The sequence below is a fragment of the Rhodococcus sp. 14-2483-1-1 genome (assembly GCF_002259335.1).
Classification (GTDB): Bacteria; Actinomycetota; Actinomycetes; order Mycobacteriales; family Mycobacteriaceae; genus Rhodococcoides.
Window position 1 is genome coordinate 284,921 of record NZ_NPFX01000022.1, and the last position, 21,266, is coordinate 306,186.

20 protein-coding genes are annotated in these 21,266 nt (G+C 65.6%); 6 read left to right on the top strand and 14 right to left on the bottom strand.

Annotation, left to right across the window (positions count from 1 at the left end; translation table 11 throughout):
* The first annotated feature begins 64 nt into the window (after positions 1–64).
* A complete protein-coding gene (locus CH294_RS22235; protein ID WP_094739184.1) occupies positions 65–535 on the top strand; it encodes an OsmC family protein in 471 nt (156 codons plus the stop codon).
* A complete protein-coding gene (locus tag CH294_RS22240) occupies positions 532–1,608 on the top strand; it encodes a nucleoside hydrolase (RefSeq protein ID WP_094704912.1) in 1,077 nt (358 codons plus the stop codon). The genes CH294_RS22235 and CH294_RS22240 overlap by 4 nt, the downstream gene beginning before the upstream one ends.
* On the opposite strand, the gene meaB is transcribed toward CH294_RS22240, so the two are convergent.
* From meaB to mutA, 3 genes are read right to left on the bottom strand one after another with little or no spacing between them, the layout of a single operon-like run.
* Positions 1,585–2,619: a methylmalonyl Co-A mutase-associated GTPase MeaB gene (gene meaB, locus CH294_RS22245; RefSeq protein WP_249305453.1), complete on the bottom strand. Its 1,035-nt coding sequence runs from the start codon at positions 2,617–2,619 to the stop codon at positions 1,585–1,587. The two genes, CH294_RS22240 and meaB, sit on opposite strands and share 24 nt — an antisense overlap.
* 2 nt (positions 2,620–2,621) lie before the next feature.
* The gene (gene scpA / locus CH294_RS22250; protein ID WP_094739091.1) at positions 2,622–4,892 is read right to left on the bottom strand and encodes a methylmalonyl-CoA mutase; all 2,271 of its coding nucleotides are present in this window, start codon (positions 4,890–4,892) and stop codon (positions 2,622–2,624) included.
* Entirely contained in the window at positions 4,889–6,778 is a 1,890-nt protein-coding gene (gene mutA / locus CH294_RS22255) for a methylmalonyl-CoA mutase small subunit (RefSeq protein WP_094704913.1), read from the bottom strand. The genes scpA and mutA overlap by 4 nt, the downstream gene beginning before the upstream one ends.
* A 169-nt stretch (positions 6,779–6,947) precedes the next feature.
* Here mutA and CH294_RS22260 point away from each other — a divergent pair, with 169 nt between their 5' ends.
* The 3 genes from CH294_RS22260 to CH294_RS22270 are packed head-to-tail and all read left to right on the top strand — an operon-like array spanning position 6,948 to position 8,801.
* The gene (locus CH294_RS22260) at positions 6,948–7,664 is read left to right on the top strand and encodes a TVP38/TMEM64 family protein (RefSeq protein WP_094739092.1); all 717 of its coding nucleotides are present in this window, start codon (positions 6,948–6,950) and stop codon (positions 7,662–7,664) included.
* 31 nt (positions 7,665–7,695) lie between these two features.
* Complete coding sequence (locus CH294_RS22265; RefSeq protein WP_094610381.1) at positions 7,696–8,295, top strand: hypothetical protein; 600 nt, start codon at positions 7,696–7,698, stop codon at positions 8,293–8,295.
* Positions 8,292–8,801 (top strand): hypothetical protein, encoded by a 510-nt coding sequence (locus tag CH294_RS22270; RefSeq protein WP_094610382.1) that lies wholly within the window; start codon positions 8,292–8,294, stop codon positions 8,799–8,801. Before CH294_RS22265 ends, CH294_RS22270 begins: the two co-directional genes overlap by 4 nt.
* Positions 8,802–8,813: 12 nt before the next feature.
* Here CH294_RS22270 and CH294_RS22275 read toward each other — a convergent pair whose 3' ends face one another.
* From CH294_RS22275 to CH294_RS22285, 3 genes are all read right to left on the bottom strand, one after another.
* Complete coding sequence (locus tag CH294_RS22275; RefSeq protein WP_032377853.1) at positions 8,814–9,998, bottom strand: SPFH domain-containing protein; 1,185 nt, start codon at positions 9,996–9,998, stop codon at positions 8,814–8,816.
* 3 nt (positions 9,999–10,001) lie between these two features.
* The gene (locus CH294_RS22280; RefSeq protein ID WP_032378478.1) at positions 10,002–10,433 is read right to left on the bottom strand and encodes an NfeD family protein; all 432 of its coding nucleotides are present in this window, start codon (positions 10,431–10,433) and stop codon (positions 10,002–10,004) included.
* Positions 10,434–10,521: 88 nt separating this feature from the next.
* Positions 10,522–11,331 carry a DUF3097 domain-containing protein gene (locus CH294_RS22285; RefSeq protein ID WP_032378477.1) on the bottom strand — a complete coding sequence of 270 codons (810 nt, stop codon included), beginning with the start codon at positions 11,329–11,331 and terminating at the stop codon, positions 10,522–10,524.
* 76 nt (positions 11,332–11,407) lie between these two features.
* On the opposite strand from CH294_RS22285, the gene CH294_RS22290 reads away from it, so the two are divergent.
* Positions 11,408–12,238 carry a hypothetical protein gene (locus tag CH294_RS22290; RefSeq protein ID WP_170944817.1) on the top strand — a complete coding sequence of 277 codons (831 nt, stop codon included), beginning with the start codon at positions 11,408–11,410 and terminating at the stop codon, positions 12,236–12,238.
* 24 nt (positions 12,239–12,262) lie between these two features.
* Here the strand turns inward: CH294_RS22290 and CH294_RS22295 are convergent, their stop codons facing one another.
* The 8 genes from CH294_RS22295 to CH294_RS22330 form a co-directional block, all read right to left on the bottom strand.
* Positions 12,263–13,345: a ferrochelatase gene (locus CH294_RS22295; RefSeq protein ID WP_094739094.1), complete on the bottom strand. Its 1,083-nt coding sequence runs from the start codon at positions 13,343–13,345 to the stop codon at positions 12,263–12,265.
* Positions 13,346–13,447: 102 nt separating this feature from the next.
* Complete coding sequence (gene inhA, locus CH294_RS22300; protein WP_032377850.1) at positions 13,448–14,272, bottom strand: NADH-dependent enoyl-ACP reductase InhA; 825 nt, start codon at positions 14,270–14,272, stop codon at positions 13,448–13,450.
* A gap of 60 nt (positions 14,273–14,332) precedes the next feature.
* Positions 14,333–15,055 (bottom strand): 3-oxoacyl-ACP reductase FabG1, encoded by a 723-nt coding sequence (gene fabG1, locus CH294_RS22305; RefSeq protein ID WP_037150489.1) that lies wholly within the window; start codon positions 15,053–15,055, stop codon positions 14,333–14,335.
* A gap of 66 nt (positions 15,056–15,121) precedes the next feature.
* Positions 15,122–16,114, bottom strand: coding sequence for a VWA domain-containing protein (locus CH294_RS22310; protein WP_032403389.1), 993 nt, complete (start codon positions 16,112–16,114; stop codon positions 15,122–15,124).
* Positions 16,111–17,109 carry a DUF58 domain-containing protein gene (locus tag CH294_RS22315; RefSeq protein WP_249305454.1) on the bottom strand — a complete coding sequence of 333 codons (999 nt, stop codon included), beginning with the start codon at positions 17,107–17,109 and terminating at the stop codon, positions 16,111–16,113. The genes CH294_RS22310 and CH294_RS22315 overlap by 4 nt, the downstream gene beginning before the upstream one ends.
* Positions 17,106–18,368 carry a MoxR family ATPase gene (locus tag CH294_RS22320; protein WP_037150672.1) on the bottom strand — a complete coding sequence of 421 codons (1,263 nt, stop codon included), beginning with the start codon at positions 18,366–18,368 and terminating at the stop codon, positions 17,106–17,108. The genes CH294_RS22315 and CH294_RS22320 overlap by 4 nt, the downstream gene beginning before the upstream one ends.
* A 256-nt stretch (positions 18,369–18,624) precedes the next feature.
* Positions 18,625–20,079: an NlpC/P60 family protein gene (locus CH294_RS22325; RefSeq protein ID WP_094739095.1), complete on the bottom strand. Its 1,455-nt coding sequence runs from the start codon at positions 20,077–20,079 to the stop codon at positions 18,625–18,627.
* Positions 20,080–20,574: 495 nt separating this feature from the next.
* On the bottom strand, positions 20,575–21,117 hold the full coding sequence (locus CH294_RS22330; protein WP_094739096.1) for a DUF6676 family protein: 543 nt from the start codon (positions 21,115–21,117) through the stop codon (positions 20,575–20,577).
* Between the last annotated feature and the right edge of the window lie 149 nt (positions 21,118–21,266).

Sequence of the window (21,266 nt, forward strand, 5' to 3'; positions counted from 1 at the left end):
GATCCGGACATCGAGGGACCAGGTGGACCGTCGCCCCTCGGCCCGGTACTGGCACGATGGACTCGTGCCGAACCACAACTACGGACTCACAGTGAACTGGACGGGCAACCGCGGCGAGGGCACCTCGGGCGCCTCCTGCTACGACCGCGACCACGTTGTCTCGGCTCCAGGGAAACCCGACCTCGCTGCAAGTTCCGATCCCAGCTTCCGCGGAGATGCAGAGCGCTGGAATCCCGAGGAGCTCCTCGTGGCCTCGCTGTCGAGTTGCCACATGCTCTGGTACCTCGGACTGGCCGCCGCGTCTGGCGTTACCGTCACCGGCTACGTCGACTCCCCCACCGGGGTGATGACGGAGCACTCCGACGGGTCCGGGCAGTTCGTCGAAGTCACCCTGGCCCCGGTCGTGAGCGTGGCCGACCCGTCGATGGTGGCCCGCGCCGAGAAACTGCACGCATCCGCGTCTTCGAAGTGCTTCATCGCACGTTCGGTCAATTTTCCGGTTCGCCACACCCCGACCACGCAGGTGGCCGCATGACGGTGCCACTGATCGTCGACGTCGACACCGGGATCGACGACTCGCTCGCCCTGCTCTATCTGCTCGCCAGCGAGGATGCCGAGATCCTCGGTATCGCATCCACCGCGGGCAATGTGCCGGTGAACCAAGTGGCGGCGAACAATCTGGCCTGGCTCGACCTGTGCCGCGCGAGTGATGTCGAGGTGTCCCTCGGTGCGCAGGTGCCGCTCGTGGCACCGCTGATGACCACCGAGGACACTCATGGGCCGCAGGGCATCGGCTACGCGGAACTACCGGTCTCGTCGCGGTCGCTGTCGGAGCGAGACGCCACCACGATGTGGATCGAGCTGGTCCGGTCGCGTCCGGGCGAGATCACCGGTCTCGTCACCGGTCCACTGACCAATCTCGCGCTGGCGATCCGGCGTGACCCCGAGCTTCCTCGACTGTTGAAGCGTCTGGTGCTGATGGGCGGAGCCTTCCAACACCAGGGCAACACCACACCTACCAGCGAATGGAACATCGCGGTGGACCCGGAGGCAGCCGCGGAGGTGTTCGCAGCCTTCTCCGGACTACCTGCAGAGCGCCGCCCCATCGTCTGTGCGCTCGACATCACCGAGACCATCGAGATGACGCCGGAACATGTTCGGCGGCTTGCCGATCGGGCTGGAAGCTCTCCGGGCGAGGTGATCTCGCCCGACGATGCACCAGGTGTTCGGTCGACCGCGTCGAATCCGATCGTGCGGCACTTCTCCGACGCGGTGCGGTTCTACATGGAATTTCATCGCGATCACGATCAAGGATTCCTGGCGCACATGCACGATCCGTTCGCGGCCGCTGTCGCGCTGGACGCGGATATCGCCACCTACCGACACGCGACCGTCGACGTCGAACTCGTCGGAACCCTCACGCGCGGAACCACAGTCGCGGACTGGCGCGGAATGTGGGGCAGGGACGCGAACGTCGCGATCGCGACGCACACCGATCCGGAGGCGTTCTTCGACCGCCTGATCGATCGTGTCGGAGCTCTCGCCGCCCGGCTCTATCCCGCGACGCCGGCGGCCGACGCAGATTCAGGAATCGAACGCGTCGAGTAGCTCCTGCGCCGCGAGCGCGGCGGTCAGGGAACCGTCGCGCACCCGGGCCTCGACGTCGCTACGGATGGCCTTGACGGAGGGATTCTGCGCCAGCCGGCGCAGCAGCTGATCGTTGACCATCGTCCACGTCCAATCGACCTGCTGCTTGCGACGCTTCTCTGCGAATTCGCCTGCGTCACTGAGCACTTGCTGATGGCGCAGCACTGTATCCCAGTACTCGTCGAGCCCGGTGCCCTCGATGGCACTCATCGTCAACACCGGGGGCTTCCAGATCGCATCGTGCGGATAGATCAGCCGCAGCGCGCCCGCCAACTCCCGCGCCGCGTTCTTCGCGTCGGTCGCGTGCTTGCCGTCGGCCTTGTTGACGGCCACCAGATCGGCGAGTTCGAGAACGCCCTTCTTGATGCCCTGCAACTGATCTCCGGTGCGCGCAAGCGTGAGGAACGTGAAGCAGTCGACCATGTTGGCCACCGTCACCTCCGACTGTCCGACGCCCACCGTCTCGACCAGGATCACGTCGAAACCGGCTGCTTCGAGCAGGACGATGGTCTCTCGGGTCGCACGTGCGACCCCGCCCAGGGTTCCCGACGTCGGAGACGGCCGAATGTACGCGTTCTCCTGCACCGCCAATCGCGACATCCGGGTCTTGTCACCCAGGATCGAACCACCGGTCCGCGTCGACGACGGATCGACCGCCAGCACCGCGACCCGGTGCCCCTTCTCGATCAACCGCATACCGAGCGCGTCGATGAACGTCGATTTACCGACCCCCGGCACTCCGGTGATGCCGACCCGGTGAGAGCCACCTGCGTCGGGCAACACGCGAAGGAGCAGTTGCTGCGCCAGATCTCGATGATCCGATCGAGTCGACTCGACCAGCGTGATGGCACGCGCCAGGCCGGATCGCTCGTTCGCTCGGACCGACTCGGCCACCGCATCGATGTCGATGGTTCGGCCTCTCGGCGACGCTGCACCGGTCGAGGAACTCGTGTTGTCGTTCGGAGAACCCATACTCAGGCGTTGGCCTCGCGTGGTGCGTGCCCGAGCGCGACGGACAGCTTCTCCACCAGCCCGATCGCGGCGTCGGCGATGACGGTGCCCGGAGGGAAGATCGCCGCGGCGCCCGCCGCGTAGAGCTCGTCGAAATCGCCGGGTGGGATGACGCCACCGACGACGATCATGATGTCTCCGCGGCCGACATCGGCCAAGGCCTGACGCAAGGCGGGCACCAGCGTCAGATGGCCTGCCGCCAGGGACGACACGCCGACAACGTGGACGTCGTTGTCGGCGGCCTGGCGGGCCACCTCCTCCGGCGTCTGGAACAGTGGGCCGACGTCGACGTCGAAGCCGATGTCAGCGAACGCCGTTGCGATGACCTTCTGGCCACGATCGTGCCCGTCCTGACCCATCTTGCACACCAGGACGCGAGGCCGACGGCCCTCGTCCTCGGCGAACTGCTCGACCAGCCCGGTGGCGCGGGTGATGTTCTCGGATTTACCTGCCTCGTCGCGGTACACACCACTGATTGTCCGGATTTCCGCCTGATGGCGCCCGTAGACCTTCTCGAGCGCATCGGAGATTTCGCCGACGGTGGCCATCTTGCGCGCGGCGTCGATGGCGAGAGCGAGCAGATTGTTCTCCATTCCCGGCTTATCCGAGGCCGCGGCCCGGGTCAGATTCGCCAGTGCTGCCTCGACTTCGGCTGTATCGCGCTCGGCACGAAGGCGTTCGAGCTTCTCGATCTGCTCACGGCGGACCTTCGAGTTCTCGACCTTGAGCACCTCGATGGTGTCGGGCTCGTCGGGCACGTACTTGTTGACGCCCACCAGCGGCTGTCGGCCGGAGTCGATGCGAGCCTGGGTGCGGGCCGCCGCCTCCTCGATGCGCAGCTTGGGAATTCCTTCGCCGATGGCCTGGGCCATACCGCCCGCTTCCTCGACCTCGGCGATATGTGCCCGAGCCCGATTCGCGAGCTGGTGGGTGAGCCATTCGACGTAATGCGAGCCGCCCCACGGATCGATCGGGCGCACGGTGTTGGATTCCTGAGCGATGAGCAGCTGGGTGTTGCGTGCGATGCGGGCCGAGAAGTCCGTCGGCAGCGCCAGTGCTTCGTCGAGCGCATTGGTATGCAGGGACTGGGTGTGGCCCTGGGTAGCGGCCATGGCTTCGACGCAGGTACGCGCGACGTTGTTGAAGACGTCCTGTGCGGTCAACGACCAACCCGATGTCTGCGAATGAGTGCGCAGCGAACGGGATTTGGCGCTCTTGGGCTCGAATTGTTGGACGAGTTCGGCCCACAGCAGGCGCCCGGCGCGGAGCTTGGCGACCTCCATGAAGAAGTTCATTCCGATGGCCCAGAAGAACGACAGTCGCGGTGCGAACGTATCGATGTCCATACCTGCATCGAGGCCGGCGCGGATGTACTCGACACCGTCCGCGAGGGTGTAGGCCAGTTCGAGATCGGCTGTGGCACCGGCTTCTTGGATGTGGTAGCCGGAGATGGAGATCGAGTTGTACTTCGGCATCTTCTCGCTGGTGTACGCGAAGATGTCCGAGATGATGCGCATCGACGGCTTCGGCGGATAGATATAGGTGTTGCGCACCATGAACTCTTTGAGGATGTCGTTCTGGATGGTGCCGGCGAGCTTCTCCGGCCCGACACCCTGCTCCTCCGCGGCGGCAACGTACAGCGCCAGGATCGGCAGCACCGCTCCGTTCATCGTCATCGACACCGAGACGCTACCGAGGTCGATGCCATCGAACAGCTGACGCATGTCGTAGATGGAATCGATTGCGACACCGGCCATTCCGACGTCACCCTGCACGCGCGGATGATCCGAGTCGTACCCGCGGTGGGTGGCCAGGTCGAACGCCACCGACAGGCCTTTCTGGCCGGCCGCGAGGTTGCGGCGGTAGAAGGCGTTGGACTCGGCCGCGGTGGAGAATCCGGCGTACTGACGAATGGTCCACGGCTGGTTGACATACATCGTGGGATACGGCCCGCGGAGGAACGGCGGGGCGCCCGGATAGCTGTGCAGCGGATAGCCCTCGGCCTCCGCGGCGTCACGATCTGCCTCGGTGAACACCGGCTTGACGTCGATGCCCTCGGGGGTGGACCACACCACCTGCTCGGGAGTGTAGAAATTGGCCTTCGCACCCTGCTCCACATGAGCGGCAACGTCCTCGGCCGACGGCGGCGACGGCGTCGGCTCGTCGGGGTCGACCAGGGGCACGTCGGCGAAACTGCCGATGGTGTGCGAGATTCGGTTCTCGTCGGTCGTCACTTCGAGGCTCCCAGGGTGTCGAGAAGTTCGGTCAGCACGGCGATGGCATCGACCTTCGCGGTCAGGAATCCATCGGGGCGCGACGTGCCCTCGATGCCGGCGAAGATCTTCTCGGGTCCGGCGAGCAGAACCCGCGAAACACCAGCGGCGCGTGCTGCATCCACGGCAGTGGACGCCTCGTCGGCGTACCGCTTGTCGGTGCCGCACACCACTGCGACGGAGGCTCGAGAGGTCCCGACCGATCCGGCGATTCCGTCCACGGTCAGTGGACCTGGATTGACGGCCTCGATTCCGCCCGATGCCAACAGATTCGATGCGAACGTCGTTCGGACGTTGTGTTCGGCGACGCTTCCCAGCGGTATCAGGAGCACGGTGGGCCGCGAATCATGCTCGGCCAGAAAGGCATCCGACCGATCCCGAAGCGCCTCGAAGGCTCTGCCGTACCGGTGCACCGCCGAGCCCTGCTGCGCGGTCTGCTCGGGGCTCAGTGGAGCCTCGGCCAGATTGGGAAATTCGTTGACACCGGTCAGTGGGGTGAGCCGGTGGGCGATGTCGGAATCGCGCTCCGCACGGGTCTTCTCGATCGCCGCCACGAGTGAACCGTCGTCGACGGCGGCGCGGAATCCACCCGACGCTTCGACGGTCCGGAAGAACTCCCAGGCCTTCGCGGCGACCGCGGCCGTCAGCTCCTCGATGTACCAGGACCCCGCGCCGGGATCCAGCACCCGTCCCAGATGGGCTTCTTCGAGCAGCAGCAATTGGGTGTTCCTGGCGATGCGGGCCGCGAAGGTCTTCGACACCCCCGCCGCGCCGCCGTTCAGCGCTGCATCGAACGGCAGCACCGTCACCGAATCCGCGCCGCCCACCCCGGCACCGAAGGACGCGAGTGTGGTGCGCAGCATGTTCACCCACGGATCTCGTTGAGACATCATTGCTTCCGAGGTCACCGCATGCTGTGGAGCATCACCGGCGTCCGGGGATCCGCACACCTGCGCAACGCGCGCCCACAGTGTGCGCGCGGCCCTGAACTTGGCGATGGTCTGAAACTGATCGTCGGTGGCGGCGAACCGGAATTCGATCTGGCGCAGAGCATCCGTGATGCCGACGCCTGCGTTCGTCATGGAGCGGACGTACTCGAGGCCTGCGGCAATCGACGCACCGAGTTCCTGCGCGTCGCCGGCTCCGAGATTGTGGAAGACGGTGCCGTCGACGGTGATCGCGCGAACGGTCTCGGCGCGACCGATCGACTCGTGGACCAGCTCGAGTGCCTCGGTCATCTCGATCGTCGCGGTGCCCCCCAACTGCGCAGTGAGGGTGGACACTCCGAGTCGGATATCGACTGCGGCGCGATCGTCGATGTCGGCCGAGTCGAGAATCGAGAACAACGAGGCTGCCGCGGCGGATACGTCCTCGCGCGCATCGATCGTCAGCGGTGCGAGCTCGAGGAACACCCCGCGCAAAGCCTCCGGCAGCACGGCCGGGTCGACGCCGTGGCCGCCGACCGCCAACCACAGGGCGCTGGTGCCGTTGGACAGCGAGTCGAGAATCTGGGTGTTGAGAACGGACGCGTCACCGTCGGCTGCGTCACGGGCAGTCGAGCCGTGCCGAGTGCACACCTTCCAGCCTGCATTGACGTCGCGGTGGGGATCGCGACCCCGTACGTACGGAAACTGGCCCGGTAGCGGACCTTCCGGTCGCTCGTCGAACGCTGTGTACAACGGGGAGACCGTGATCCCGTCGTAGGTCGTGGAATCGAGGAGATGTTCGGGATCGGCGGGCAGATCGGCCACCTCGACCCTGCGAGATTTGGCCAACACACCGGCCACTGACTTCTGCCAGGCCGCATGAGCACTGCGTGCGGCATCTTCGTGCGACGCGATGGACACGTGTGCTGCTCCCTCGGTTCGGCGGGCAGTTCTACACCCGACTTGAAGTGATGCTAACCCCACTTCATTGCAGGTTATCGTGAGGATCACCTCACGTTCGGTCGTACCGCTCGGTCGTCGAACTCCGAGATGGCGAAGGTGTCACCTTGCGCCGGTACGCTGGCCTCTCGTGACCCGGCACTTGCGCGACCTCCGACTGATCGCGCTGCTGGCGGTGATCGTCGTCTTCGCCCTCGTGGCCGTGTTCGCTCCCCATCCGAGTGTCGAAGAGATTCGCCAGTGGGGAACAGCCGTCGGGCCTGCGTTCCCGCTCGCTTTCTTCGCCGTGCACGCGATCGTGACCATCGCGCCGGTCCCGAGAACCCTGTTCACACTCAGTGCCGGAGTTCTGTTCGGGCCGCTGACCGGCCTGGCCGTCACTATCGGTGCGTCGACGGTCAGCGCAATCCTGGCTCTGTTGCTGGTCCGCGCGATCGGTCGCGAGGCCGTGGCAGCTCGAATGTCCCATTCGGCCCTGGACTCGATCGACGACAGCCTTCGCCGGAGAGGCTGGCTCGCCGTCGGCTCCCTGCGCTTGATCGCCCCGGTGCCGTTCTCGTTGGTGAACTACGCCTGCGGTGTATCGGCGGTGCGTCTCGTGCCGTTCGCCGTGGCGACCGCGATCGGCATGCTGCCGGGCACTCTCGGGATCGTCGTGATCGGCGGCGCCATCGGAGGTGAGACGCATCCGGTGCTGCTGGTGCTGTCCGCGGTCTGCATCGCGATCGGGCTGAGCGGCCTGGTGGTGGATTGGCGGCTCTCGCGCGGCTCGAAGTCGGAGCGTGTTCCTGCCGGCAGTCAGCAGGGCGGAAGCCTTGACTCCGATGAATCAAGCCTTGAAGCTTGACTATTCCAAATCAACGACCTAGCCTTGTCCAATGTTCGTTCTGACCGTGGACCAACGTCGAAGTAGACGTGATATCGATCGGGTGCCCGAACTGCTCGACCGGTATCGCGACCACGGGCTGATCCGACCTTTCGATCGCACGGCAGGAGACGAAGTTCAAGCCGTGTGCGAGGACGCCGCCACCGTCGTCTCCATCGCGCTCGAACTGGTATCCACGCCACAGTGGAGCGTAGGAATCGGCATCGGTTCCGTAGAGCTTCCACTACCGGAAACCACGCGAGCCGGACGTGGTCCGGCTTTCGAGGCAGCTCGAGACGCTGTGACCAGAGCCAAGGGAACCCCCGCCGCGCTTGCCGTCTCCGGCCCCGAGCCCACTGCCGCCGAAGATGCGGAGACGGCATTCACCCTTGTTGCCCTCCTGATCGGCCGCCGATCGGACAACGGCCGCGAAGCGGTTGCACTCATGGAGGACGGGTTGTCGCAGACCGACGCGGCAGAGCGGTTGAAGATCAGCAAACAAGCTATGTCGCAACGACTCTCCGTCGCCGGCTGGCAGGTGGAGAACGCGGGCCGCACCCTGGCGACTCGATTGCTCGACACCGCGAACACGACGGGAAGCCATCGGCCATGATCGTTGCCACCCTGGTGCTACTGGCACTGACCGCAGGCGCCGCCACCATCCCCGCCGGCACCGGAATTCGCCGATGGTTGCCCACCGCCGCCGCGTCGAGTCTGCTCGCGGCAGCGGCGATCCTGGCCACGGTGGCCGGACCGGCCTACGGTCTCGGCCACGCCATCGGAGTGGTCCTCACCGTCCTCGCTGCGGCCCTGGGCGGAACAGCGATGGTACCCACCGTGTTTCGCGTCGCACGACGACAAAGCGACTCGACCGGAGACGATCCGGTCGAGCCGCTTCGTGGTGGACTGACCATCGGCATCCTCGAACGCGTGGCCGTTGCCGTGTCGATCCTCGCCGGTTGGCCGGAAGGGATCGCCATCGTGCTGGCAGTCAAGGGACTCGCGCGCTATCCCGAGCTGCGCGAATCCCATGCCTCCGAACAGTTCATCATCGGCACCTTCGCCAGCGTGCTGTGGGCCCTGGCCGCTGCCGGTGTAGGAACCGCCCTGTTCAACTGATCACCGAAGATCTCAGCGCTGTTCCGGTTCCGCCTCGGGCGACGCCGAGAGGGCACCGACGTCGAAGCCCTTCGAGAGTTCCGGAGACGCAGCCAACGACGTGTCGACCGGCTTGCGCGCCACTGCTTCTGCAGCCTTGACCGCCTCGGCGACCGCCGGATCGGTCTTGGTCTCGAACCATTCGGCTACCTCGTCCGAGTCGTCCTCGGGCTTGGGCTCGTTGCCCGCCGACTCGTTGGGCTCGTAGCGGAACACCCCGTCCTCGCCGGGAGCACCGAGTGTCTTGGCGAAGCCCTTGAGCGCATCGCCGAAATCGCTCGGGATCATCCACACCTTGTTGGCGTCGCCCTGAGCCATCTGCGGCAGCGTCTGCATGTACTGGTACGCGAGCAACTCGGGCGTGGGCTTGCCGGCCTTGATCGCACCGAACACCTTCTCGATCGCCTTGGCCTGACCCTGAGCTTCGAGGTACTTCGCGGCACGGTCACCCTGCGCTCGCAGGATGCGCGACTGCCGCTCACCCTCGGCGGTGAGAATCGCTGCCTGCTTGCCACCCTCGGCTGCAAGAATTCGACTCTGCTTGTCACCCTCGGCTGTCTTGATCGCCGATTCACGATGTCCTTCGGCAGTGAGGATGGTCGCTCGCTTCTCGCGATCGGCCTTCATCTGCTTCTCCATCGACTCCTGAATCGAGGGCGGCGGATCGATGCTCTTGAGCTCCACTCGGGCCACTCGCAGGCCCCATCGGCCGGTTGCCTCGTCCAGCACGACGCGGAGTTGACCGTTGATCGAATCACGCGACGTGAGCGTCTCTTCCAGCGTCATTCCACCGACGACGTTGCGCAGCGTGGTGGTCGTCAGCTGCTCGACGCCGACGATGTAATTGTTGATCTCGTACACGGCCGATTGCGGATTGGTCACCTGGAAGTAGACGACGGTGTCGATCGACACGGTCAGGTTGTCCTTGGTGATCACCGGCTGCGGGGGAAACGACACGACCCGCTCGCGCAGATCGACCTTGGCACGAATGCGGTCGACGAACGGTACGAGGACCGTGAGCTGACCGGACACGGTGCGCGTGTAGCGGCCGAGTCGCTCGATCACGGCTGCCTCGGCTTGCGGGACGATCGAGATGGACTTGGCCATCAGCACCGCGACGAACACGACGATGACAGCCAGTGCGATGAGTGCTTCCACTGGCTACGGTCCCTTCCATACGACGGCGGTAGCGCCGTCTATTTCCATCACGGTCACGGTGGTACCCGGGGCATAGACCTCGGTCTCGTCGAGTGGACGAGCGGTCCACACCTCACCACCGAGCTTGATCTGGCCTTCGTGCGCAGTGACCTGCTCGAGCACCACGGCACTCTTGCCGGTGAGTGCCGCCATGCCCATCGGGGTATCGGGCGGATTCGCGAAGCGCCGCAACAGAATCGGTCGCAACCCGAGAACCAGCGCCAGAGACAGGACACCGAAGACGATCGCATCGGCCCACACCGGGAAATCCGTGAGAGCAGAGACACCGGCAGTACCCAGGGCACCGCCGGCAATCATCAGAAGGAAGAAGTCACCCGTCAGTGCCTCGGCACCGGCGAGCACCACTGCCGCTATGAGCCAAATGATCGCTGCCACAGCCTCCATCCAATCACGAATCGGACATCCGGCGGTGGAGTGAAGCCTGCGGAGCGGCCTGACCTGGGCGTTCAGCAGTACAGAGCGTTCACTCGGTCACGAAGTCGACCAATTGTTCGACCGCTCCGATCAACGGTGCCTCGAGGTCACGAAAGCTCGACACCGACGAATACACCCGACGCCATCCCTCCCGCGGACTCCCCCACCCCAGCTCTCGGCAGATTCCGGTCTTCCAATCCTCGCCCCGCGGGATCTTCGGCCAGGCATCGATACCGACAGCAGCAGGCTTGACCGCCTCCCAGACGTCGATGAACGGATGCCCGGTGACCAGCACGTGCTCGCCCAGCGACCTCGTCAACTTCGACTCCTTCGAGCCGGTCACCAAATGGTCCACCAGCACTCCGACGCGCCGGCCGGGGCCTGGACCGAAATCAGCCAATCGCTCCCCCAGGTTGTCCAGACCTTCCAGGTGCTCGACGACCACTCCCTCCACTCGAAGATCGTGGCCCCACACACTTTCCACGAGGGCCGCGTCGTGCACCCCTTCGACCCAGATCCGGCTCGCGCGGGCCGTTCGTGCCCGCAGTCCCTCGACTTTGGTGGACCCGGAGGCAGAGCGCGTCTGCTGCGGTGTCGCAGCGGCGGGCTTCGGGCGGACCAGAGTCACCCGACGGCCGTCGATCAGGAACGCGGCTTCGCGCAGGGCGAACAGACGCGTGGTGCGGGCACCGTCCTCGAGTCGGACGAAGTCTCCGTCATAAGTGCGCTCGAATCCGACCACCGCACCGCAGTAGCCGGTTCCGGCGTCTTCGACGACCAGTCCGCGCTCGGCCGGAACTTCCGGCGCCGGCACCTTCCGCATCCGACTGTGCCCTTTGAGAATGTCTCCGCCGTACATGTCGTTCACGGCGGTCAACGCTAGCGACACCGGCGTCCCGAGCACGGTTCGCCACGCCGACCTATGCTCGTGAGTCGTGTGTTCTTCGAGTGCGAGTCTTGCCCTGTGGGCCAGTTCCTGGCTGGCTGGTGCCAGCTCACCGGACGACGTCATCGACGCCATGTCCGAGTGGGCTCCGATGCATCTGGTGGGTGCGGGCGATGCGGGTGCGGCCGCGAGCTTCGGACTGCAGCATCCCGGTTACGTCGAGGGCATCGCAGGCCTGCTGCAGGCGATCAGGGCCACCGCAGGGGCAGAGATGCGCTCTGCATTCGGAGACGACCGGGTCAGACTCGTTCTGCCTGCCCCAGGCGCAGTCAGCGGACTGCCGGCGAACACGGATTTCTCGCGCGCCGCCCTGAACGCCGGGCAGGCCGTGATAGTCGGTGCCTCGGGCAACCACGGGATCGGAGTGGTGCCGATCGTCGAGGGACCGGATGTGTTGCGCTGGACTGTGTATTCGATCGTCGTTCCCGAGCACGGCCATCGGGAACAAGGCTTGGGCGAGGCCGAATACGAGATGCGCGAGGCCGTTCGCGGCGCGGCGGACGCTCTCGCCCAGATGCAGTCGCTCCCCACCCGAACCCTGCAATCCGATCCACGCGCCCGCATCGCCGCACTGATCGCCGACGCGGCCCGGCATCGCTACCCCGCCGAGATGTCGGACAGGGCATTCCGGGTACTCGAATCGGCAGACCGGGTTGCGGCCATTCTGACCGTCGCGGCGGGGTCTGCTCCGTCGGAAGCCCCCACCGCAACAGCTGCTGCGGCGCGCGAGGAGTTGGTTCGGCCGCTGTGGGCTGCGGTCCGCACTGCCCGCACCATCGCTGTCGCGACGAGCATCGAAGCGGCGATGCACTCCGCTTGATGCCCGTCGGTCGCTGACCAGGGACTATCGGGAAGCGGCCCCGGCAGGACGAGCCGGCCGGGTCGGTTGCTCGCAGCAGCCGACGGCGCAGCGATTTCCGTCCAGCGTCGAACCGTAGCCCGGCACGCGTCCGAGCCCGCGGCAGTCGGCACCGAGGCGGTACTCGTCGACGAGCTCGCGAATCATCTTGGGAAAACGCACATCCGACCCGGGGGTTCCGGCGCGGGCGAAGGCCATCCCGAGTTCGCGAGCCTTCTCCTCGGCCTCGGTGTCCAGATCCCACACGACCTCGAGATGGTCGGACACGAATCCGATCGGACACACGATCACCGACTCGACCGACCGAGCCGAGAGCGCTTCGAGATGGTCGCAGATGTCGGGGTCCAGCCACGGAACCTGTGGCGGTCCCGAGCGGGATTGCCACACCAGGTCGTAGTCCTCGATACCGGACGAGGCCGCAACGAGCCTCGAGGCCTCGGCTACCTGGCGACTGTAAAGATGCCCACCATCCTCGGGCGGGCCTGCGTTGGCGTCGGCGGCCGAGGGGATGGAGTGTGCGGTGAACACCAGGCGTGCACCGGCGCGGTGCTGCTCGGGCAGTGAGCCTCGGGCAGCGGCGACGGCATCGGTGAAAGCGTCGACCATCAGCGGGTGGTCGTAGTACTGCCGGATCTTGAGCAGGTGCGGTGCACCGTCGCCCACTGCGTCGCGGGCTCGGGCGATGTCCTCGTGATACTGCCTGCACCCGGAGTAGCCGCCCCATGCCGACGTCGGGAACACCAAGGCGTTGCCGACTCCGTCCGACTTCATGGTCGCCACGGTGTCCTCGATCATCGGATGCCAGTTGCGGTTTCCGAAGTAGATCGGCAGATCGATTCCAGCCGAATCGAATTCGGCCTGCAATGCAGAGATGATGTTTCGATTGAGCTCGTTGATCGGGGAGACACCCCCGAAATGCATGTAGTGCTCGACGACGGCGTCGAGACGCTCGGGCGGAACACCGCGTCCGCGAGTGACGTTCTCGAGAAACGGGCGAACGTCGGCAGGCTTTTCCGGTCCGCCGAACGAGAGCACCAACAGTGCGTCGAAATCTCCAGGGGTGGTCATGAATCCATTGTGCCCCTGCCGCAGCAGGGCTGCGGCAGGGGCACAATCGGTCGACGAAACCTACGGTGAGCGAGCCCACGTCGGACTCCACTCACCGCGGCGTCACATGTTTTCGGGCAGGTACGTGTTGTGGCTCGCTCCACCGTCGACGTACACGATGGATCCGGTGGTGCCGGGCAGCCAATCCGACAGCAGCGCAACGATGGACTTGGCGACAACAGTGGGGTCGTTGACATCCCAGCCGATCGGGGCAGCACCGTCCCAGTACACGTTCAGCTGGTCCATCTTGGCCGCATCACCGGTTGCGGTACCCGCAATCGCCTTGGCGGCGAGAGTCCTGATCGGCCCTGCGGCAACAAGATTGGAGCGGATACGCTTGGCTGCGCCCACTTCCCGTGCCACGTAACGGTTCACCGACTCGAGGGCAGCCTTGGCCACACCCATCCAGTTGTAGTACGGCATCGAGGTGCGCGGATCGAAGTCCATTCCGACGATCGAGCCACCCTCGTTCATGACCGGGAGCACGGCGCGCGCGAGCGACGCGTAACTCCACGCAGAGATCTCGAATGCCCTCGCGGCATCGGGGCCGGGGCCGTCGAGGAACGGCTTGGCGTCCGGTCCCATCAGGGTGCGGGGTGCGAAGGCGATGGAGTGCAGGACCCCGTCGATGCCCTCGGGGGCCACTTCGCGTACTCGATCCGCCAGCGCGGCGAGGTGCTCCTCGTTGGTGGCGTCGAGCTCGATCGCCGGGGGCACCTCCTTGGGGAGGCGCTGCGCGATCCGGTCGATGAGCCGGAGCCGATCGAAGCCGGTGATGATCACCTTGGCACCCTGCTCCTGTGCCATGGCTGCGGCGTGAAACGCGATCGACGCGTCGGTGATGATGCCGGTGATCAGAATGGTCTTGCCTTCGAGCAATCCGCCCATAGTGCTGTTTTCCTTAATTCGGAGGTGTACGTCTATCGAAACCGTTGTGCGAGTAGGACTTCAGTGCCCCATACCCATACCGCCGTCGACGGGGATGACCGCGCCGGATACGTACGACGAGTCCGGTCCCGCGAGGAAGCTCACGACGGCCGCGACGTCCTCGGGCTGACCGAGACGTTGAAGGGGGATGAATTCCTTTGCCTTGCCGCGCAGGTCGTCCGAGAGCTCTGCGGTCATGTCGGTTTCGATGAACCCCGGGGACACGACATTCGCCGTGATGGACCGCGAACCCAGTTCCCTCGTGATCGACCGAGCCATCCCGATGACGCCCGCCTTGGACGCCGCGTAATTGATCTGCCCCGGTCCACCGGCCATGGCCACGACCGAACTCAGGAAGATCATCCGGCCCCAGCGTGCGCGCAGCATGGCGCGGTTGGCGCGCTTGGCGACGCGGAAGGCTCCGGTGAGGTTTGCATCGATGACCCGCTGGAACTGATCCTCGGTCATCCGCATCAGCAACGTGTCGTCGGTGATGCCCGCGTTGGCCACCAGCACCTCGACGGGACCCTGCTTCTCCTCGACCTCCTTGAAGGCTGCGTCGACCGAGTCGGTGTCGGTGACGTCGCAGACGACTCCGAACAGACCGTCGGGCGCTCCCGATCCGCGGTGGGTGACGGCCACCTTGTGTCCGTCGGCTTGGAGCCGTTGGGCGATGGCCAGACCGATCCCCCGGTTACCTCCGGTGACGAGTACCGATCGCGCGATGAAGTCAGGTGTGGACATGCCTAGCAACCTATCTGTTCGTCCTGGAATGACAAAGCGAAACTTACTGGTGAGTAATAACAGCGATCACGGCAATCGTTGTCGCATCACCAAAGCCGAACCCAACCCCGTCGAGATGAACAGGACTCCGAGAATCAACCACGGACGCGACGCGTCTCCGCGAGTGATCTCGAAACCGATCTGCTCCTCGAGGGTGTCGTACACGTCGCGCAGGTCCTCGAGCGACGACGCGGTGAAGAAGCTGCCGCCGGAGAGAGTCGCGATCTCGCGCAGGGACGGATCGTCGACGGGTACCGGCACTCTTTCGACCCCACCCTCGTCCTCGATTTCGACCGAGCCGTAGCTCGTGCCGAACGAGATGGTGGAGATCGGCACGCCTTTGTCCTTGGCTGCTCGCGCCGCGGTGTACCCGCCGCGTGGGTCGTCGAGGTTCTGCGGAACGGTCTGCTTGCCGTCCGAGAGCAGCACGATGCGCGCCGGAGGTGCCGCGTCGCCGCCGCCGAGGATCGCTCCGAGAGTGTCGATCGACTGCAGCGACGTGAAGATCGCCTCACCGGTGGCCGTTCGCTCGCTGAGCTGCAGCTTGTCGATGGCGGACTTGGTGGCTTCGCGGTTGGCCGTGGGCGATACCAGTACGGACGCGGTGCCCGCGAATGCGACCAACCCGAGGTTGATTCCTGGCGTCAGACCGTCGGCGAAGGACTTCGCGGCTTCCTGAGCAGCGGCCAACCGGGTCGGCTCGACGTCGGTGGCCTCCATCGACAGCGAGACGTCGATGACGAGCATGACGGTGGCCCGGTTGCGTGGGACGCGCTCGTCCGCCGTAGGACCCGCCATCGCGACCGTCAGAAACAGCAGACCGACCAGCACCAGAGCGGTGGGTAGGTGTCGCAGTCGGTTCGGGCGGGCGGGCGCGACCGACTCGAGCAGCTCCATGTTGGAGAAGCGAAGAACGTGCTTCTGCTTGCGCCGTTGAACCCAGATGTAGCCGACAGTGAGCGCGATGACGACGACGAGAAACCCGAGCCACCACGGGGAAGCGAAATCGGTCAGGCTCATCGCGCACCGGTCCGAGCAGTATTGGTGAAACCGGATCCGATGGTGTGTCTGCGCGCAGTGACGAAGCGGACGACGTCAGCGATCCAATCACCGTCGGTACGCAGTGTCAGACGGGGCGCTCCGCAGCGCCGTAGCGCCTTCTCCACGTCGTCGCGGTGCGCTGCCGCGGCACGGGCGAAGTCTGCTCGCAGCCGAGGCGTCGTGCTGAATTCACGGGTGCGGCCGGACTCCGGATCGTGCAGCACGACGTCGCCGACGTCGGGTAGTTCGAGGTCACGCGGGTCGAGTACTTCGACGGCCAGCACGTCGTGTCTGGCCGAGATGGCGCGAAGGGATCGTTCCCAGTCGATGGGCCCGAGAAAGTCACTGATCACCACCGCCATCCCGCGGCGTCGCTCCGGCCGCCGCAGAGCTTCGATGGCCGCCCGAAGATCGCCGCGTACCCCGTCCTCGGCCGAGGGCGTCGTGGCGATCGCACGCAGCATCGACTGGGTGTGTACGCGACCACCTCGTGCCGGAATGCGAGTGGTGCTGGCACCGGTGGCCACCACCGCGCCGATTCGATTACCACCGCCGCCCGACAGATGTGTGATTGCGGCCGAAGCCGCAACGGCCAGATCCCGTTTCTCGCACCCGGTGGTGCCGAAGTCGAGGCTGGCCGACAGGTCGACCACGAGCCAGGTCTCGAGTTCACGATCGGCCACGGACTGGCGCACGTGCGGATGCGTCGTGCGCGCCGTGACCGACCAATCCATCTGGCGAACGTCGTCGCCGGGCTGGTACTCCCTGGCGTCGCCTGGCTCGGAACCGGGACCTGGAATCAGCCCGAGATGGTCCCCGTGCAGTACCCCGTCCAGCCGTCGGCGCACCGTCAGTTCCAAGGTTCGCAACGCTGCAGCCAACTTCGGATCACGAAGCTCACCCGAGCGGAAGGACGGCGGCCGAGAAACGCCGGTACTGCCGGCAGTCACGGGAGCGGTGTCGGATCCGCTCACTGACCCGGCGTACCGATCGACGATCCGTCACCCGACGGCTTCTGCAGCGATGGTGCCGGCTGACCGTACTGACCGCCGCCCTGCGGAGGCTGCTGAGGTCCTGGCTGCTGCGATTGCGGCTGTACCTGTCCCTGTCCGGGAAATTGGCCCGGAGCGGGGAACTGGCCGGGAGCGGGATACTGCCCCTGGGCCGGATATTGCCCCTGCGGCCCGGCTTGACGGCCGTCGAAGTGCGGGCCGTCCGGACCGGCTCCGTTGCTCTGCGGCACCGGAACCGCCTGCGGCGACACCTGCGGCAAACCGACGGTCTGCAGCACTCGAGAGATGACCGTCTCGGGAGTCACCTCGTCCGCGAGGGCGTCGTAGGACAACACGAGCCGGTGCCGAAGCACGTCGGGAATGACCTCGAGCACGTCCTGCGGCACCACGTAGTCGCGTCCACGGAGCAGAGCGAGAGCCCTCGACGCCGCGATGATTCCGAGCGTTGCGCGCGGTGATGCACCGTAGGCGATCCAGCTGGCCACGTCGTCCAGGCCGAACTGCTCGGGCGTACGTGTGGCAGCGATGACCCGAACGACGTAGTCGACGAGCGCATGGTGCACGAACACCGAGCTGGCCAGATTCTGCAGCCGAACCAACTCGACCGGGTCGAGGATCTGCTTGGGCTCGGGTGCCTTGATGCCCATGCGGTAGACGATCTCGCGTTCTTCCTCGACCGTCGGGTAGTCGACGACGATCTTGAACAGGAATCTGTCGCGCTGAGCCTCGGGAAGGGGGTACACGCCTTCGTTCTCGATGGGGTTCTGCGTTGCCATCACCAGGAACGGATCGGGCATCGGGAAGGTCCGGCCACCGATGGTGACATGACGCTCCGCCATGACCTCGAGCAACGCGGACTGCACCTTGGCCGGCGCCCGGTTGATCTCGTCGGCCAAGACGAAGTTCGCGACGACGGGGCCGAGTTCGGTGTCGAACTCCTCCCGGCCCTGACGGTAGATCCGGGTTCCGACGAGGTCGGTCGGAACCAGGTCGGGAGTGAACTGGACTCGCGAGAACGAGCCGCCCACAACGCGCGCGAACGTCTCGACGGCAAGTGTCTTGGCTACGCCCGGGACGCCCTCGAGCAGTACGTGTCCGCGGGCGAGCAGTCCGACCAGAATGCGTTCGACCAGGCGATCCTGACCGACGATGACGCGTTTGACCTCGTACACGGCCTTCTCGAGAAGCTGGACGTCCTCGGCCAGGCCTGGGCTGTCCACCCGCTTCGGCTCCCCACCCTGTGGATCACGAGTCGAGGTCTCGACGTGAGCCGACTCCTCGTCGTTCGAAATCCGGCCGTCACGTGATGTCACCAAGAATTCACCGCTTTCAGTCGATCATCGTCGGGCGCGTGTCGATACCGCCGCGATCAACTATTCCAGGTGATCGCCGAGCGCGCCGAAAGGCACCCCCGCAGCGTGGCCGGAGTGGAGCCTGCGGAACGACTCGAGAGGCCGGAGTGGAGCCTGATCGTGCTCAGGACACCATGCGCACTGCGTAGGGAGTCATGCCGCTGTATCGCACGTCGGACACCTTGACCACCGAACCCGACTGTGGGGCTTCGAGCATCTTGCCGTCGCCGAGGTAGAGCGCAACATGCTGGCTGGCGTTCGGGCCGTAGAAGATCATGTCGCCGCGCTTCATATCCGAGGACGGCACTTGCTTGCCTGCGGTGTACTGATACCCGGTGTAGTGGGGCAACGAGATGCCGAGGCCGGCAAAGGCGTAGATCATCAGGCCGGAGCAGTCGAACCCCACCTTGTTGTAATCGCCGTAGCTGTCCGCGACGCCGCCGTCCCTGATGCCCTTGGTCGGACCGTTCTCGTCGCCGCCGCCCCAGGAATACGGCACTCCGAGTTGGCTCATTCCGCGGTCGATCGCCAGCTCGACGGCCGCGCTTCCGGTGACCGACGGCGTGGTGGACGTCTTCGGTTTGGTCGGTGTCTTCGGCTTGGTAGGCGTGGTTGTGGTCGAGCTGTCGGTGTCGGTCGTCGCGCTCGAATCGTCGTCCACGTCCACGTGCGAGCGCTGGCCCTCTGCGATGGCCGCTGCGCGCTGCTGCGCCGCGAGGTTGGCCGACACGCGGGCAGCTGCCTGCACAGCAGCTTCCTTCGCTGCGGCGGTGGCGGCCGCGATGGCCGCATCCTCGGCTGCCTTCTGGGCTTCCCAGTCGCCGTAGGCCGCGCGCTGACCCTGCAGGCCAGCGACAGTGCTGCGCGCCGAATCGAGCTCGGTCTGGGCAGCGTCACGCTGAGACTCGATCGCTGCTTTCTGATCGGCCTCGGCCTGCAGAGCAGCTTGTGCCTCGGCGATGGCCTGCTCGGCCTCGGCTTTCTTGGCCTCGGCTTCCGACGCCGCTGCATCTGCCTGCTGCTTCGAGTCCCGCGCCGCGGAGTCGCGATTCGCCTGTTCGGTCCGGGCCCGCTGGAGCCCGTCGAGCACCGCATTCTGGCTGTTGGACAGCACCTTGAGTACTTGGGCGCGATCCAAAACGTCGTCCGGTCCGCTCGAACCCAGGAACGAGGCCATCGACGCAACACCGGAGCCCTGGGTGTAGCTGGACTTCGCGAATTCGTCGAATTTGCGTTGGGCTGCCTGAATTTGGGTGCCGGCATCGGCAAGTGCCTGTTGTGCTGCACCGACGACCGCGGCAGCGACGTCCGCTGCGTCGCGCGCATTCTGCAGATCCACGAGGGCCTTGTTGACGCCCTCCCGCTTCGAGGCAACCTCGTCGTCGAGTCGAGCGAGTTGCTGGTTGGCCGACGCGATCGCATCGATGAGCTGACCGACCTGGCCCAGGCGCGAATCGACAGCACTTCCGGCGGCAGCGAGGTCGCTGTCGGATGGGTTCGGCGGTGGCGGCGGCACGGCGGCGGCAACTCCGGGAAGGGTTGCCATCAACGCGATGACGAGGCCGGTGCCTACCAGCATGAATCGGGTACGGACGAGCGCTTTACGGCGGGTGGCGCGGACTGGACGTCGGCTCACGAATATCTCCCTCGGGTCCGGCATTCAGTCAGGTCCGAGTCGAACCGTCGTGCCGCCGACGCGCTTGCCGTTCCCACCCCGATCGCAGGTGACGGTGAGCGCTATCGCCGGGCGGGAAAGAAGCACGCAGCGACACGACAGGTGCGAACCACGTCAGTCACACCCGAAGCAGTGGCCTCCCGAGTTCCCCACGGACGACACTCTGCCTTCTGCGACACTCCTTCCCCAGCAGTGCCAATGGCACCGTACGACACTTTGCACCCTAAAGAAACTCCAGTCCCAAATGACACATTTGTAATTCCACCAGGCACAACGCCGTGAACTCGGGGTTTGCCGGAAACAATTTTTCCGACTTTTTCCTGCGGCACGGTCACGCGATCACGGCCGGATCCAGGGTGTGGGGTGTCAGTCACCCGAACGACGCGTCGACGCGTCGTGTCAATTCTCGCCGGAGTCGCGATTCGCGCTCTCGGGTGCTGTCGCCCGAGCCCGGAATCTGCGGGCCTTGACAACTGCAGTCAGAGTGGCGACGGCAGCTACGACGATGACCAGTCCACCGGTGAGCAGACCCCACGGCGTCTGATCCTCGACGAGTGTGTCCACGAAATTGTCGGCCGCGACGATGTGGTTGCCGGTGTAGGTGCGATCTTGACCGGCTTCGAGGGTCACCCGGCTGATCGAGTCGCTGAACGTGCCCACCTGCCCGGGGCTCAGGACCAGCACGGTGCCACCCTCGCGTGCACCGACTGCGGTGGCAAGGTCGCGCAGCTGCGAGTCGTGGCGCGGTTCGTTCGGCACGATCACGATGCTCAGATCGATCCCGTGGTCCTCTGCGCGAGCCACAGCTGCGGACAACGCTGATTCCTCGTCGGCGGGCGCACTCACGCCGGTCTCGCGGACCGTGGCGACGATGCTGTCGACGTCCAGACCTGCCGGAATATCGGTGGCAAGTGGGGAAACGGCGTGAATCGGTTCAGGCATCTCTCGTCCAGTCGGTAGGAACCAGTCGCGGGAAACCCTACGTCACGGTGCTCTCGATACTCGGGAGGCGTGCACCTCCAGGGCAGCAACTGAGGCCGCCCTTCATTGCGTCGCTCGAAACAGTACGTGAGGATTGTGACGCGGGTCGT